The sequence below is a fragment of the Pseudomonas sp. H3(2019) genome, from assembly GCF_007713465.1.
Taxonomy (GTDB): Bacteria; Pseudomonadota; Gammaproteobacteria; order Pseudomonadales; family Pseudomonadaceae; genus Aquipseudomonas.
On sequence record NZ_VMSG01000002.1, the window covers coordinates 26,320 to 40,488 of the forward strand.

At 61.1% G+C, this 14,169-nt stretch carries 10 protein-coding genes; 3 read left to right on the plus strand and 7 right to left on the minus strand.

The window, feature by feature from the left end; genetic code table 11:
- Positions 1 to 129: 129 nt before the first annotated feature.
- The 7 genes from FPT12_RS02570 to FPT12_RS02600 form a co-directional block, all read right to left on the minus strand.
- A complete protein-coding gene (locus FPT12_RS02570; RefSeq protein WP_145014502.1) occupies positions 130 to 1,449 on the minus strand; it encodes an outer membrane protein transport protein in 1,320 nt (439 codons plus the stop codon).
- A 161-nt stretch (positions 1,450 to 1,610) separates the two neighbouring features.
- Complete coding sequence (locus FPT12_RS02575; RefSeq protein ID WP_145014503.1) at positions 1,611 to 3,512, minus strand: acyl-CoA synthetase; 1,902 nt, start codon at positions 3,510 to 3,512, stop codon at positions 1,611 to 1,613.
- A complete protein-coding gene (locus FPT12_RS02580) occupies positions 3,512 to 4,468 on the minus strand; it encodes a fumarylacetoacetate hydrolase family protein (RefSeq protein WP_145014504.1) in 957 nt (318 codons plus the stop codon). Before FPT12_RS02580 ends, FPT12_RS02575 begins: the two co-directional genes overlap by 1 nt.
- A gap of 81 nt (positions 4,469 to 4,549) precedes the next feature.
- Positions 4,550 to 5,641 (minus strand): VOC family protein, encoded by a 1,092-nt coding sequence (locus FPT12_RS02585; RefSeq protein WP_145014505.1) that lies wholly within the window; start codon positions 5,639 to 5,641, stop codon positions 4,550 to 4,552.
- An 88-nt stretch (positions 5,642 to 5,729) separates the two neighbouring features.
- The gene (locus FPT12_RS02590) at positions 5,730 to 6,344 is read right to left on the minus strand and encodes a TetR/AcrR family transcriptional regulator (protein ID WP_145014506.1); all 615 of its coding nucleotides are present in this window, start codon (positions 6,342 to 6,344) and stop codon (positions 5,730 to 5,732) included.
- A 253-nt stretch (positions 6,345 to 6,597) separates the two neighbouring features.
- A complete protein-coding gene (locus tag FPT12_RS02595; RefSeq protein ID WP_145014507.1) occupies positions 6,598 to 7,242 on the minus strand; it encodes a TetR/AcrR family transcriptional regulator in 645 nt (214 codons plus the stop codon).
- A 2-nt stretch (positions 7,243 to 7,244) separates the two neighbouring features.
- The gene (locus FPT12_RS02600; protein WP_145014508.1) at positions 7,245 to 8,903 is read right to left on the minus strand and encodes a bifunctional 3-(3-hydroxy-phenyl)propionate/3-hydroxycinnamic acid hydroxylase; all 1,659 of its coding nucleotides are present in this window, start codon (positions 8,901 to 8,903) and stop codon (positions 7,245 to 7,247) included.
- Positions 8,904 to 9,197: 294 nt separating this feature from the next.
- On the opposite strand from FPT12_RS02600, the gene FPT12_RS02605 reads away from it, so the two are divergent.
- The 3 genes from FPT12_RS02605 to FPT12_RS02620 all read left to right on the plus strand — a co-directional run bounded on the left by FPT12_RS02605 (position 9,198) and on the right by FPT12_RS02620 (position 14,158).
- Entirely contained in the window at positions 9,198 to 12,098 is a 2,901-nt protein-coding gene (locus FPT12_RS02605; protein ID WP_145014509.1) for an AAA family ATPase, read from the plus strand.
- Positions 12,099 to 12,318: 220 nt separating this feature from the next.
- Entirely contained in the window at positions 12,319 to 12,534 is a 216-nt protein-coding gene (locus tag FPT12_RS02615) for a hypothetical protein (RefSeq protein WP_145014511.1), read from the plus strand.
- Between the two features lie 118 nt (positions 12,535 to 12,652).
- Entirely contained in the window at positions 12,653 to 14,158 is a 1,506-nt protein-coding gene (locus FPT12_RS02620; RefSeq protein ID WP_145014512.1) for a TolC family protein, read from the plus strand.
- Positions 14,159 to 14,169 lie beyond the last annotated feature (11 nt).

A 14,169-nucleotide genomic window follows, 5' to 3' on the forward strand; every position in this document is an offset into this window, starting at 1 on the left:
CTCCCCCCACTGGATCGAGAGAAGACCTGGAGTTGCCGCCCCCCACTCACCGCCGCAAAACGTGTTCGCGGCAGTGGGTGCTGATTGACAGGCAACAATTGGCTCCCTTGAAAAGGGCTGTCGCGTCAATCAGTACCGATAGGTTGCCTGCACTGAAATTCCGTTCGCACTGTTTTCATAATTGGCACTGTAGGCCGGTTGAAGACCGGAGCTGTTCGGCTGGTTTACCGAGGCTTTGGAATCCCAGAGATAACCATAAGCAAAGTCTATGGTCAGATCGGGAGTCGGCAGATAAGCGCCGCCAAGGGTCACGGCCTGGCGGTTGCCAACCGGAACGCGCACGCTGCGATCGGCATTTCCAATTGGCGACGGATCATAGGCGTAGCCTGCGCGCATCAGCCATTGCGGGGTCAATTGATAGGATGCGCCAACTGCGGTGGACCACGTGTCGTGCCAGTTCAATGGTTCGCCCACACGCTCCAGGCCCGCACTCTGGCCAAGGGCGGAAACTTCGCTGTTGATTGCCTCGAACTTTTCGAGCCGGCTCCAACGTTTCCAGGTGGTCCCCAGGTATCCCGTCCAGCGACTATTGAAATGATGGGTGATGGACGTATCCACCGATTCGGGCATAGTCAGATTTATCGTGGCGGGATAGTTTCCGTCCAGCGGGATAACGCTCGGGGAGCCGGAAACCTCGGTATGCCCTTTGAGGTGATAGTTCACCTTCGAGTGATAGTTAATCCCCCAACTCGTTGCATCACTCAAGTCAACCAAGAGGCCGACGTTATAGCCAATTGCCGTGTCATCGCCTTTGATGGTGACCCGTGTGTCCTGGCCGTTGTTCAGGGTGCCGGTGGCCAGGTAATTCTGAAGATTGGCATCGAAATGGTTGATGGTCGGCCCGCCACCAATGGACACGTAATCATTGATCCGATAGGCAATGGTGGGCTGCAGGGTTACTTCCTTGGTCGAGCTATAGGAACCATGGTAGCGGCCCTGAAAACTGCTCTCGTAGTCATTGATCAGACCACTCGGAGCATAGAGCCCCAAACCAATCGAAAGCCGATCATCAAGCGGCGTCGACATATAGGCGAAGGGCACGACCGCCAACGGTACCGAGTTCCCCTTACTCGTTCCTGCGACACTGCCGTGAGCATCACTAATGTCATCGCTCCCCGAGAGGATCGCGGCCCCGCCGGAAATCTCACTGCGCTGCAACTTGGTCAAGCCTGCAGGGTTTCCGTAGATGGTGCTGGCGTCCAGCGCGGATGACGACCTGCCCGCATAAGCCGTTCCCGCACTGCTGGCACTTTGTTCGTTAAGGGCAATGCCATTGGCACCTGCCAGTGTAGAGGCGCTGAGCAGTGCCATGGCACTGGTGAGCTTGATCCACGCAGCACACTTTTGCTGAGCAGAGAGACACTGGATCGCACGGTTATTCAATTTCATTTTCCACCTCTCTTTTATTGTTTTTGTTGGTTGCACGCAGGCAAGGCTTCGCCTTCCTGTGCACTTGTCAGTGCCGGTTGGAGTGGATCGGAGTTGTGTAAAAGGCCCTGACTGATGAGTGCCAGGGCAGGTTTGCTGGAGTTACGGAAGCGAATTCGGGCTCATTTAAGCCACTCGACCTGAAAGCTATAGTGTCCAAGGAGAGGAGCCAGGACTTCCTGGCCAATTCCAGCCCTGATGCAAGCGACCGGCCCACGGCGATTATCCTGCACGACCTCCACTGCGATATTCGAAAGCCCCAAGCGCTCTACTGCCTGATGGACCACCCTGGCAATCTCCCGCAGCTGCAAGGCAGGCTTGAATATCTTGCCCACGGCAGTCAGTGGCAGTGCTTCGAGGATTTCAATGCGTTTGGGAACTGCCGCCCGCTCGCTGATGTTGAGATAAGCGAACGCCTCAAGCTCTTCGGCGTTGCAGGCTTGCCCGGGGCGCAGTTGAACGTAGGCAACCGGCACCTCGCCCGAGTAGACATCGGGGCTGCCGATTGCAGCGGCCAGGGCGACGGCGGGATGCGCCTGTAGAGCCTCCTCGATTTGCTTGGGATCGATGTTGTGGCCGCCGCGGATGATCAACTCCTTCTTGCGTCCGGTCAGCCAGAAGTAACCTTGCGCATCCTGGCGCCCCAAATCCCCCGTATTCAGCCAGCGCTGACCGTCGATATCGATCCAGAGGCCGCGGTTATGACTCTCCTCCAGATAGCCAACGAAGAGGTTCGGGCCACTGATGGTGATGAGGCCGGTCTCATCCACATTGGCGTCACGCAGGTACTCTCCAGAATCATCGAGCACAACCGCGCGCATATTCTGGTAGGCGATCCGCACCCCGATGGAGCCGATACGGCGCTCGCCGTGGGGCGGATTGATCGAGGAAACGCAGGCACCCTCCGTCAGGCCATAACCTTCAAGGATCTTTACCCCGGTCCGGCGCTCGAACTCCCGGAACAGCTCGGCCGGCATCGGGGCGGCGCCACACATGGCATAGCGAAGACTGGAGAGGTCGCGGCCCTGCCATTCATTTTGCAAAAGTGCGGCATAGACAGTGGGTACGCCGGAAAAGAAGTTGATACCGAAGTGCTCGACCATCTCCCAGAATCGTCGGATCACTCCCTCGCCACGATACCCATGAGGCGTCCCGAGGATCACCTGGTCGCCTTGAGTCCAAGGCATCAGGCCCGTCACCAGCTGTCCATTGACATGAAACAGCGGCAGGCCACAAAAGATAACCTGGCCACTGCTGCGTGGCTGCAGGTGAGCGGCCATGGCCCATGCATTGAAGACTTCCGAGCCATGGGTTCGCGCGGCGATCTTCGGGAGCCCGGTGGTGCCGCCCGTACAGATGTAGGAGGAGCATTCATCCTGGCGGATTTGCCGACCGCTCTTCAGGTGTGTGTGCGGCTGAGTATTCATCAGCGATTGCCAATCATGGATCGCGATTGCGCTGTGCACGGCTCGTTCCTTCAGTGCCACGGATTTCAGGATCCCGCGCACAGGTTCGGCGACATAGGGTTCCATGCTGACCCAAACGACAGACCTGACCGCGGGTAACTGATCCAGCTGCGAAGCCAGTTTGGGCCACAGATCGCTACCCGGAGTCGGTGCGAGCGTCACCACCACGGAGGCCTTCGCGGCATTCAGCAAGCCGGCCATCTGCTTGGCTTCGAGCAGAGGATTGATTGCCATGACGATGCCTGCCGCCTCCCCGCCCCAAATAGTGAAATGGGTTTCCGGCAGGTTGGGCAGGATGAACGCAAGCACCTCGCCCGGTTTTATGCCCAGGTCATGGAAGGCATTCGCCGCACGGGTGATATCCGCGAAGAGCTCGGAATAGCTCCAGTCGTGGGTGTTTTTGAAGTCAGTGGCGTCGGCGAAGAAACTCAATGCGGGCGCCTCGGGAGTGCGATCAGCCGTACGTCTGAGCGCTTCATAAGTGCTGGACGCCAGGCCACGCTCCGACAAGGGGACTCGTTCGATATTTTCGATGTCGTTCAGGGTCTGCACCGTCATCAGGCTTCTCCCACAACTCGGTTGCGTTGCACGCCAAGGTCGATCACGCCATCGGCGCTACGAATGCGCGCCTCGACCACATCACCCGCCTGGAGATACTGCGTCCGGCCTTCCTGCGCCTTGAGGAAAAGCTTCCACTTGGTGGCTTCCGGCATCAGGGCCGCAATGCGCTGTTTGGCAGGCGAAGGTACCGTTAGCGCGCAGCCCGCAGGGGTACCGGTGGCGATCAGGTCCCCGGGGGCGAGATCCTGCACGCGGGAGAGTTCGGTCAGGGTTTCAGCGGGGCCGTAAACCAGGTTCGCCGTGCTGTCGTTCTGTCGCACCTGGTCGTTGACCGTCAGGCGCAGCTGCAGTGCTTTCAGGTAATGCATGTCCTTGGCATCCAGAAGGCAGAGGTAGGGACCGACCGGGCCAAACGTGCGGAAGCTCTTGCCCTTGTAGAACTGCATCTGGGGAATCTGAATGTCACGAGCGGAGTAGTCATTGACGATGACGACGCCGGCGATGAACTCATGCAGGTTGGCGTCGGTGACAGTCACGGCGCCGCTGATCGCACGTTTCATCACCAGCCCCAGTTCGATCTCGTAGTCAAGGAAGCGCACGCTGCGCGGCTTGATCAGGTCGCTGTCAGCCGCCACCAGGCAACTCGTCGCCTTGGTGAAGATCATGTTGAATTTCTTCGCATCCGGGTCCATGCCCGACTCGATCATGTGCTGGCGATAGTTGGCGCCCTGGCAGACGAACTGCTGGTTACGAGTCACCGGCGACAGCAGTTTCACGTCGCCTGCATCCAACTCCGTACCGCTCATTCGAGCGAGGTCGTCGATACTGTTCTGGCAAATGAAGTCACCAGTGGTTTCAAAAACACCGGGGACAACAGTGATACGGCCTTGGCGTAGCACGCCCCAGTGGATACCGTTCTGAAACTCAAAGCGGACTACGTGTACAGCAGACATTGAAGGTACTCCTGGAGCGTGTTTGTCCCGCGCGCGGCAGCACGAGAACTGTGGTGTTGTTCTGAGGAAGGGCTGGCGGATCTACCCGAACATCCGCATCAGCGTTATCAACTTGCGAAATGTCAGGTCCGGGCTGCGCCGCAGGTTACGGATCAGCGCACGCAGATTGGTCACGTTCATCTTGGGTTTGGTAAAACTCTTGGGCATGCGCTGCCCCCACTGCGCCATCGCCTCGGGACTCACGGGATGGATGCCCGTAGGCTGAGCATCCGTGAAGATATCCCCGTCGCAGTAATGCTCGTGTTTATCGCCCCAAGGGTCTTGCCAGTAATCGAAGATCTGACTGCCCAGGATGTGCCGGCCGATTCCCCAGGAGTGCTCCCACCCCCGCTCCCGCAGGACGCGCTGCCCCATGCCCACCGCATCTGCATCGACGACCTCATAGGCGCTATGGCTGTAGGTGGCCATGAACCCTTGCGCTATCGCGAGCGTGTGGTGAGCCGTTGGAATCTCACCAAGGTCAAGGCGCATGAAGGCGACGATCGGTGTACCGTCGGGAAGTACCTGCACATCGCTGGGAATAAACCCGAAATGCTGCGTATACCAGGCACAGGTCGCCTGATAGTCAGCCACTTCAATCACGATGTGGCCGAGTTTGAGTACTTCAGGCGGTGCAATCGGCGGACGCTGAGTCGAGTTGATGCGTGGCTGATCTTGCGTCAGATTCCACGGAAGTGGGGCTCTGTGCACCAGGGTCTTACCTGGAGCCTGGTCGCAAACGGCTTCCACAACGAACCCTGAAGGATCGGTCAGCCGGACGTAATGCCCGCCGCCTGGATGTGCCGATTTCTCGACCGATGACGCGCCCGGGATTCGAGCCAGCTTGTGCAGATCCTCGAGAGACTGGACTGCCAGTCCAAACCCGACAAAGCGTGCGTGGTCTGCACGATGGACACGGTAACAATAGGCAGCCGGTCCAGTGGCGCGCAGATAGAGCGTATCGGCGCTCTGATGACTGACCGTCAAACCGAAGTCCGTCAGGAACCGCGCCGCCTCGTTCAAGTCCGGACGTTGAAAGATCAGGTGAGTCAGATCCCGGGCCTTCACCGTCGGCTGCGGATGCCGGGCAGGATGTTGTGTCGCCAACTGGCACATTTCATTTTTGTTGTTCATTGTTCTTGTTTTCCGGTTTTTCAGGACAAAACGATCCCCGCACCTCTGAAAATGCCAGAGGTGTTTTTTGTCGGGTCGGTTACCGCGCTCAGTCGAGTGGGGGAAGTGCCGGCAGCTCTGTGGTCGCCAGCGCTCTAGCCTCTTCGTGAGGCACGCCCAATGCCCGTAGCACCAGCTCGGCCGTGTCAGAGCCCGATTCGCGCCACGTTCTGTGCCCTTCCAGCACCAGGAAAATCGAGCCGAGGACGCTGCTCGATATCAGCGTCAGTACCGAGAGCAATTGCTCCTGCGCAAACGTGTACCGCCCACTGGACAGTCCGCTCAGAAGATCCGTAGTCGCTTGGCTGCTGAACATTTCGCGCAATGAAGAATTGCTCATGGCGAATTTATGTATGAACGCCCCCCACTGGGGATCCTCATGAGCTCGACGAATGAAGAAGCGAATGCCATTGGCAAGGCGCTGAGCCGGATCGGAGAGGGTATTGAAGCTCTTGTTGACGCGCTCATGCATCTCTCTCGCGAGATAGCCGGCGACCTCCTCGAACAGGTTTCCCATGCTGCCGATATTGCTATAGATCGTACCACGCGCCACGCCTGCCTCTTGCGCAAGGTCGAGGATGTTCACCTGGGAGGTGCCTTTTTCAGCGAACAGGCGAAAGGCGGCTCGGTGAATGCGGCGCTGTATCGGATTTAGGGATTCCACGCTCTCTCTCCAGAATGACTTGATGAGCCAATTGAACACTAGTGTTCAATTGCAGTCAACAAGGTTTTTTGAATTAAGAACGTACCCCACAATAAAAACCGTTATACGCCCCGTTACTTTGGACGTGCTGAGTGATATGGCAAGGCCAATGAGGGAGGCTTATAGATTTCTACACACCGACGAAAATGAACACAAGTGTTCAGAAGCGTGGAGCTTCTGGCAGGGCCTGGCGGGCCGAAGGTGACATCAGTACTTAGGGGAGCGGCTTACCGGCGATTCGCTTGGCTCTGGCAGGTGTTGCGCCCAGAGCCTTGAGAATCATCTCGGCGACCCGCAGATCGTGCTCCGGCACCGTACGCCCCTCGACCACCGAACGCATCGCTCCGGTGGTGCACGATACGACCATGTCCAGGGCGACCCCTTCGTCCTCGTAAGCCAAAGTACCCGCGCGCAGGCCATCACGCAGGTCGCCCAGCACATGGGCAGCCAAGCGCGAACGCATGGTCTGATCGGAATGGATGATGCGCAGCAGCGCGTTGGCCCATTGATGGTCGTACGCGGCCCGGCATACGAACATCCGCACACCAATCGAAAGCCGCTGCGCGCCGCAGTGCACGTCAGAACTCAAGGCGGAAATGGCATCGGAGAACTCGCTCGCCATGGCGATCCCAACCGCCTCGAGCACTTCGTCGCGTGTTCGAAAATAGTTGTAGATGGTGCCGTTGGATACCTCGGCCTCCGCAGCGACGTCGAGCAGTGCAATCTCCCCCACCTCCTTGCGCGCGACAAGACGCAATGCCGCGTCCACCAGGCCGCGACGGGTGCGTTCACGCTTCTTGTGGCCTCGGGTGAGAGGCTCTTGCGCAGTTGCTTCTGAAGGACAAGTGGGGGACGGCATCTTCAGGCTCTTAATCGAGGGGGTTCGTTGATGGTAATGGAAACGCTATCGGCAGTGGAATTGGTGTGCGCCATCAGGATCTGGCAGTCTCGAACGAGACTGCCAGCCTCTACGCCGGGAGCGTGGTGCATGATGATGCGGTCAGGGCGAATCGCGACGAGCGTGCCTTTGGCAGCCAGCGGCAGGATGTCATGGTTCAGGTCTTCGATGAAGTCACAACGGCCGCCGGAGCGTTGGCCGCGTGTTCTGATTTCCAGGAAATGCCCGCCCATCTTTTCCCAGGAAACGACTTGAGCAGTGGTCAGCAGTGACAATGGGTCTACGCCGAAACCAACCAGGGTCAGGTTGTCCCCAAGCGCATCGTCGCTCAGTTGGATCTGCTTTTGCAGAGTGCGAACCCAGGCCTGGGGAAACAGGCTGCCACGTACCAGTTTGTCGCCCCGACGGTGCTTCACGAATAGCCCGTGCCTGAAGATGTTCTTCGGCTTGATATCCAACTGTTCGAAGTACCTCCGGGTAGCGGGAGTCAACGTCAACATGCGCATCAGGCCGTGGATGAAGAAAGCCGCGAGCTTGTTCTTGGGCATCACCAGGCGGCCCATGAGTTTTGCCAGATTAATCATCGCCTGAGCATGGGGGCGGCGCTCTTCGTCATAGGTATCGAGCACCGCGGGCGCGGCATAACCGCGAAGGACCCAGGCCAGTTTCCAGGCCAGGTTGGCGCCATCTCGAAGTCCCGCTACGAGACCTTGCCCGACAAAAGGCGGCGTGATGTGCGCGGCGTCGCCGGCGAGGAAGACGCGGCCCTTGCTGAAGCTGTTGCAGCAGCGCGCATGGAATCGATACACCGCCTTGCGTTCGATTTCCAGCTCCTGCGGTTTGATCCATGGCGCAATCAGCCGGGCGATGCTTTCCGGGCTTTCCAGCTCTTCGCGCGATTCGCCGGGTTGCAGCATGAACTCCCAGCGCTCCCTGCCGCCGGGTGCGGGCATGTGCGGCGTTGGGCGCCGTGGATCGCAGAGAAACTCAATATGATCAATGGCTGACTTATGCCGGTTCATGACATCGACAATCAGCCAATCCTCCGCGTAGGTCTGCCCTTCGAACTCCTGGCCTATCAGTGTTCTGACCCTGGAGCTTGCACCATCCGCACCGACCACGTACTGGGCGCGAACGGAATGCGAACGCCCCTCCTGATCCCGTACGGAGGCGACGACGCCGTCCGCCTCCTCGACCAGGCTTTCGAGCTCGAAGCCGCCCAGGCTGGTCACTGACTTCAGCCGGGAAACCTGGCTGCGCATCGCTCGTTCGAGGTCGGGTTGATAGAAGGTCACAAGCTTGGGGTGGCCGTCGATACACCCAGCAGTGTTGGCGCGACCAAATTGCCCGAGAACCGGTGAGTGCATCTTTACTTCCGGGATAGCGATCTTCTCGAAAGCCTCCTCCGACAATCCGGCGAGTTGCAGGATACGCAGCGCCTCGTTGTCCAGGGCAATGGCGCGGGGCATTAGTACGATCTCATGGATCTTGTCCAGCACCAGTGTCTTGACCCCATAGCGGCCGAGCAGCGCCGCGATTGTCGCACCGACCGGACCGTTACCGACGACCAGCACATCGACGGCGGCGGGCGGCAATTCGGATACTTTCTTGTTGTTGTTCATATCGAGCCCTTGTTGTGATTGAAGTCGTGGGACGCGCAGGTCTCATCGTCAGGCAATGTGAAGGTATGCAAAATTGAGAGATATTTCAATATTGATGTTTTAGTCATTAATTTTTTGAGATCATTGCCACACCCAAATGAGTCCACTTGGGCTGTGCTCAACCGGATGCCTGAGGAGTGAAGTCACGCTGCGTCAGTTTCCGACCGGTGAGGCTTGGCTTCTGAGCCGATCAGCGTTGTCATGGAAGCCATGCTTCACAGCGCACAACTATGTTTTAGCCTTCAGGAATCAAACGTGGCGCGTCCGCAGCCCCATCCGAACCCCGTCCAGCTCTGCTTCGTCGAGTTCGAACTCGACGAGGCCAACGCCTGCTTGTTACGTAACGGAGAAGCCGTGGCGTTGGCGCCGACGCCCTTCACCCTGCTGTGCGTACTTGCACGCCAGCCGGGATCGCTGGTGACCAAGGATGCCCTGCTTGATGCCGTGTGGGGGCATCGGTTTGTCAGCGATTCAGTCCTGAAGACCGCCATCAGCGATCTGCGCAAGGTGTTGGGCGACGACCCCAGGCAGCCCCGTTTCATCGAGACGGTGTCGCGGCGCGGCTATCGCTTCATCGCCGCGTCGTCCCCTGCCCCTTCGATACCGCCTGCAGCCACGACGTTCCCCGCCGCTGACGCGCAACCGTCGCCGCCATTCATCGGGCGCACCGACGAGGTTTCAAGGCTGCAACGAGCGTGGGAGCGGGCATGCGGCGGCCAGCGTGCAGTGGTCTGGCTCGCCGGAGAACCGGGGATTGGCAAGACCACATTGATCGAACATTTCCTCGCCAGCCTTGGCGGCGGCATCGCCTGCGCACGCGGCCATTGCGTGGAACACTACGGTACCGGCGAACCCTACCTGCCGGTGCTGGAGGCGTTAGCCGATCTGTGCCGCAGCGACCTCACCCTGCCAGCGCTGTTGCGCGCCGTGGCACCGACCTGGCTGCTGCAACTGCCATGGCTGAGCACTACAGAGGAACGGGATGCATTGCGGCGCGAGCTTGCTGGCATCGGCCCGGATCGCATGCTGCGGGAAATGGGCGAACTGCTGGATCGCTACACGGAGCAGCGCCCGCTGATGCTGGTGACCGAAGACCTGCACTGGAGTGATCGGGCGACGGTCCAGCTCATCGACTATCTGGCGCGCAGACGTAGCCGCATGCGGTTTATGTGGCTGTCGAGCTTTCGCCTCGCCGAGGTGGTAGCGCTCGATCATCCGCTCAGCTCGTTGCGCCACGAACTGCGCCTGCAACGCCTGTGCGAGGAAGTGGTGCTCGATCCGTTCTCGGAAACCGAGGTCGCTGCCTATGTTGCGCTACATTCGGCCTCGTTGGCGCGAGATGAAACTTTCGTGCGGGCCCTGCACGAGCGCACTGACGGTGTGCCGTTGTTCGTATCGTCAGTCATCAGTGAGGTGATGGACCCAACAGACGACGATGCCACCATCGAGGCCCGGCTGGCAGGATTGGCGGTCCCCGAAAACCTCGCGGCCATCATCGATCACTACATCACCAAGCTCGGACAGGAGCAGCGTACGCTGCTCTCGGCGGCAGCGGTGTGCGGCGTCGAATTCCGGGTCGAGACGGTTTCGCGGGCCCTCGAGCGCGACCTCGCGTCTGTGGCCGACACCTGCGAGGAACTGGTGCGCGAGCAGGTATGGCTCACACAGTCGAAGGCCGCAGAAGCTGAAGAGACGGCAGAGCCACCCTACTCGTTCCGGCATGCCCTCTTCCGCCAGGTGCTGTACGACCGCACGCCACGCTCATTGCGCACCCACCTCCATCACCAGGTGGGCGCCGCCCTCGAACGCGAGCGCACGGCCGGCGTGCCGGTCGCGGCCTCGGAGTTGGCGATGCACTTCGACCGCGCCCGGCAGCCGATGGTCGCGCTGCGCTACTACGCCGAGGCCGCAGAAGCCGCGTTGCTGCACTTCAGCCCGGCCTTGTGCATCGGCCTCACTGAGCGCGCGTTGGTCCTGCTGACGCAGGCACCGAAGGGGACCGAGCGCGATACGCTCGAAATCACCTTGGCCACACTGCAGGGCGTGTCGGCTTTCCACACGTTCGGTGTCGGCAACGAAGCCAGGAACGCGTTCGAACGCGCGTACACGTTGCTAGCGGACGTACCCGAGCATCCAATGCGCGGTCGCCTGCTGCACGGATTCGGCTATCTGCTGGGTCTGCGCGGCGACTATGCGCTGGCGCTGGAGGTGGCGGAACGTGCCGAAACCCTCTCGTCCGAGACGAACGATCCAGCGCTCATGCTGGCCGCGTGTATCGTGCAGGGTGAGGTGCATCACCTTCAGGGTCGCACGCAAACGACCCGCAGTTGGCTAGAGCGCGCCCTCGCGATTGCCGAGCCGCTGGACATCGGGGCGAACGAGATTTTTGCGGCCGATCCTCAGGTCATGCTGCACGGAATGCTGGCCATAGAGTTCGTGCGTTCTGGCCTGATTGTGCAAGGCCGAGCCCACATGCAGCGAGCGCGGACCCGCGCGCAGGCGCTTCGCCAACCGATGACCTGGCTGGTCGCCACCTGGCAGGAAGTGTTGATCGAGGTGCGGATGGGCAACCCTGTGCGTGTGGCGGCGCTGGCTGACGACCTGCAGAAGCTGGTCGATGAGTATTCGCTCGCGCTGGGACGTACGGCTTGCCGCTGGTGGCGCGGCTGGGCCGACGCGCGCAACGGATCGCCGCGTGACGGCTACCGACGCATCCGCCAGGCCTACGAAGAACACACCGGGCTCGGCATGCGCTCCGGCGCCAGCGAGGTGCTCGGCTATGCCGCCGAGGCGTTGCTGCTGGCGGGTGATTACGACGTCGCGCGAGCCGAGCTGGAGCAAGCACTACGAGTAGGAGAAGAACTGGGCGAGCGCGTATACCTGCCGCAACTGTTGCTGCTGGAGGCAGCGATTGCGCGGATGCAGGGCCGATTCGACGCCGGCAACACTGCGGTTCGGCATGCGATTGAAGAGGCTCGATCCCAGGAAGCTCCGTGGCTGGAATTGCTCGCGCTGGTCGAACTGTGCGAGCACCACGACGCCACGGCCGAGGACTTTCAGGCACTGGCTACGCTGGTTGACCAGTTGCCCGAAACGGATGGAACCGAGCTGGTGAAATGTGCGCGCTCGCTGCTTCTGGCTGCAAGGCCCGCTTGAAGAGTTAAAGGCGCAAAACCTGTGGGAGCGAGCCTGCTCGCGATAGCGGCGGGTCAGCTTACATTGATGCTGAATGTACCGCCGTCATCGCGAGCAGGCTCGCTCCCACAGGGACTGCGGTGTTCATGTCTGTCCCGACCGAAGTCCGACCTTTCGCTTACGACTCCACCCAGGGGACGGCCTACGCTGTCGTCGAACTTTCCCGAGCCCCTGGTCTGCGATGATCCTGAACCCTGAATCCAAGTACCCGAGCCGCCGCTCGTACGTAGTGAAACTGCGCAGCGATGCTGCGCCGGGGGCCCTCGTGGGCCGCCTCGAAAACCTCGTCACCGGGCGTCAGCGCGAGTTCTCGTCCGCCGAAGAGCTGCTGGAGTCGATCGCTTCGGACCTCGTGTCGGCGGCCGGCGAACACACGGCAGATGCCGACGGCGAGTGACGTCTGCAACATCAATGAGCGCTCGATATGGCGACCGAACGGCGACGCTTCGCTGACGACTTCGCGCCTACCGGGCCCTACGCTGTTGCCATTCTCGAATCCACACGAGTCCAATGCGATGCCGCGACTTCCAGTTTCCTTTCCACTGCCCCTCCACACCGGTCGGGCGACCTTGCAACGGGCCGGGCTCGCCGTTGCAGCCGTCCTTGCCACTTCGATCGCCCTCGCCCTGGGCGGTTGCTCCACCCCGGTCGTCAAGCCGTCGGTCGAACTGCCGAGCAACTTCGCCGCGAGCACATCCTCCGAGATGGAACCTGAGGCGGCGTGGTGGGAGGTCTATCACGACCCGGTGCTGACGGACCTGGTGCGCCGAGCAGCGCGCGAGAACCGCGACGTCAAGATTGCCGCCGAGCGCCTGCGCGCCGCGCGTGCCGGCGAAACGGTCAGCCGTTCCTGGCTGTTCCCGAGCGTCGGCGCATCCGCCTCCGGCAGCGATAGCAGCACCGGCTACAACTCGGCCACGAAACAGGCTCTTCCGGATACCAAGACCGCCGGTGTGGGCCTGAACGTCTCGTGGGAACTCGACCTGAGCGGCCGCCTGCGCGCTGGCGCAGCGGCGGCCAACGCCGATGCGCTGGCCACGGAGGACAGCATGCGCGGTGTACGCCTGCTGGTGATGAGCGACGTCGTCAGCAACTACTTCACACTGATCGGCGCGCAGCGCCAGGTCGCGACGCTGCGCGCCATCTCGGCGATGCAGGACGAGACGCTGCGCCTGGTCACCGCGCGCCAACAGGCGGGGCTGGCATCCGCCTTCGACGTCGAGCGCGCACAGACCGACGCCTTGTCGGCACGGGCGCAGATTCCGCCGCTGGAAACGCTGGCCGCGGTGTCGCGCCATCGTATCGCGGTGCTGGTCGCCGACCAGTCCTTCAATACTGCGAACATCCAGTCCTCGAGTAGCGATGTGGCGGCGGTGCCCGAGGCCAAGCCGGGCCAGCCCGCCGCGCTGCTGCAACGTCGACCTGACGTGCTGGCGCTGATGGCGCAACTCGACGCAGCCAATGCGCGCCGCCAACAGGCCGCGGCTGAGTGGTTCCCGCGGCTCTTCCTCGGCGCGTCCTTCGGCCGCCAGGACCTGAACCTGAACGGCGTAGATCTCGGTGCTGCGCGCTTCACCAACGTGGCGGGCCTGCTGGCAATGCCGATCTTCAACGCCGGGCGCACGCAAGCGATCAACGACGCTGCCGAAAGTGCTCAACAAGAGGCGCTGCTGCGCGCCGAAGACGGCATGGTACGGGCGCTCGAGGATGTGGAGAACGCCCTCGTCACGCTGACGCAGGAACGCCGCCGCGCCGGATCGCTGCAATTGGCCGCCGCGTCTGCGGAGTCTGCGCAGAACCGCGCCCAGTCGCTCTATAACCGCGGGCAGATCGACCTGTTGCCGCTGCTGGATTCGCAGCGGGCGCGCCTGGCGGCACGGCTGAACGCCAACGACAGCAACACTCGGCTGCTGCTCGATAGCGTACAGCTCTACAAGGCACTGGGCGGAGGCTGGCAGGTGTTCGAACAACCCGCCACCCCCACAGCCGCTACCAAAGCCGACCGACCACCACTTTCCTAAGAACCTATCGT

Excerpts from the sequence above, each read along its gene's own strand:
- FPT12_RS02595 (WP_145014507.1), bottom strand. The coding sequence starts at position 7,242 with ATGCCGTCCCCCACTTGTCCTTCAGAAGCAACTGCGCAAGAGCCTCTC.
- FPT12_RS02600 (WP_145014508.1), bottom strand. The coding sequence starts at position 8,903 with ATGAACAACAACAAGAAAGTATCCGAATTGCCGCCCGCCGCCGTCGAT.
- FPT12_RS02615 (WP_145014511.1), top strand. The coding sequence starts at position 12,319 with ATGATCCTGAACCCTGAATCCAAGTACCCGAGCCGCCGCTCGTACGTA.
- FPT12_RS02575 (WP_145014503.1), bottom strand. The coding sequence starts at position 3,512 with ATGACGGTGCAGACCCTGAACGACATCGAAAATATCGAACGAGTCCCC.
- FPT12_RS02570 (WP_145014502.1), bottom strand. The coding sequence starts at position 1,449 with ATGAAATTGAATAACCGTGCGATCCAGTGTCTCTCTGCTCAGCAAAAG.
- FPT12_RS02585 (WP_145014505.1), bottom strand. The coding sequence starts at position 5,641 with ATGAACAACAAAAATGAAATGTGCCAGTTGGCGACACAACATCCTGCC.
- FPT12_RS02620 (WP_145014512.1), top strand. The coding sequence starts at position 12,653 with ATGCCGCGACTTCCAGTTTCCTTTCCACTGCCCCTCCACACCGGTCGG.
- FPT12_RS02580 (WP_145014504.1), bottom strand. The coding sequence starts at position 4,468 with ATGTCTGCTGTACACGTAGTCCGCTTTGAGTTTCAGAACGGTATCCAC.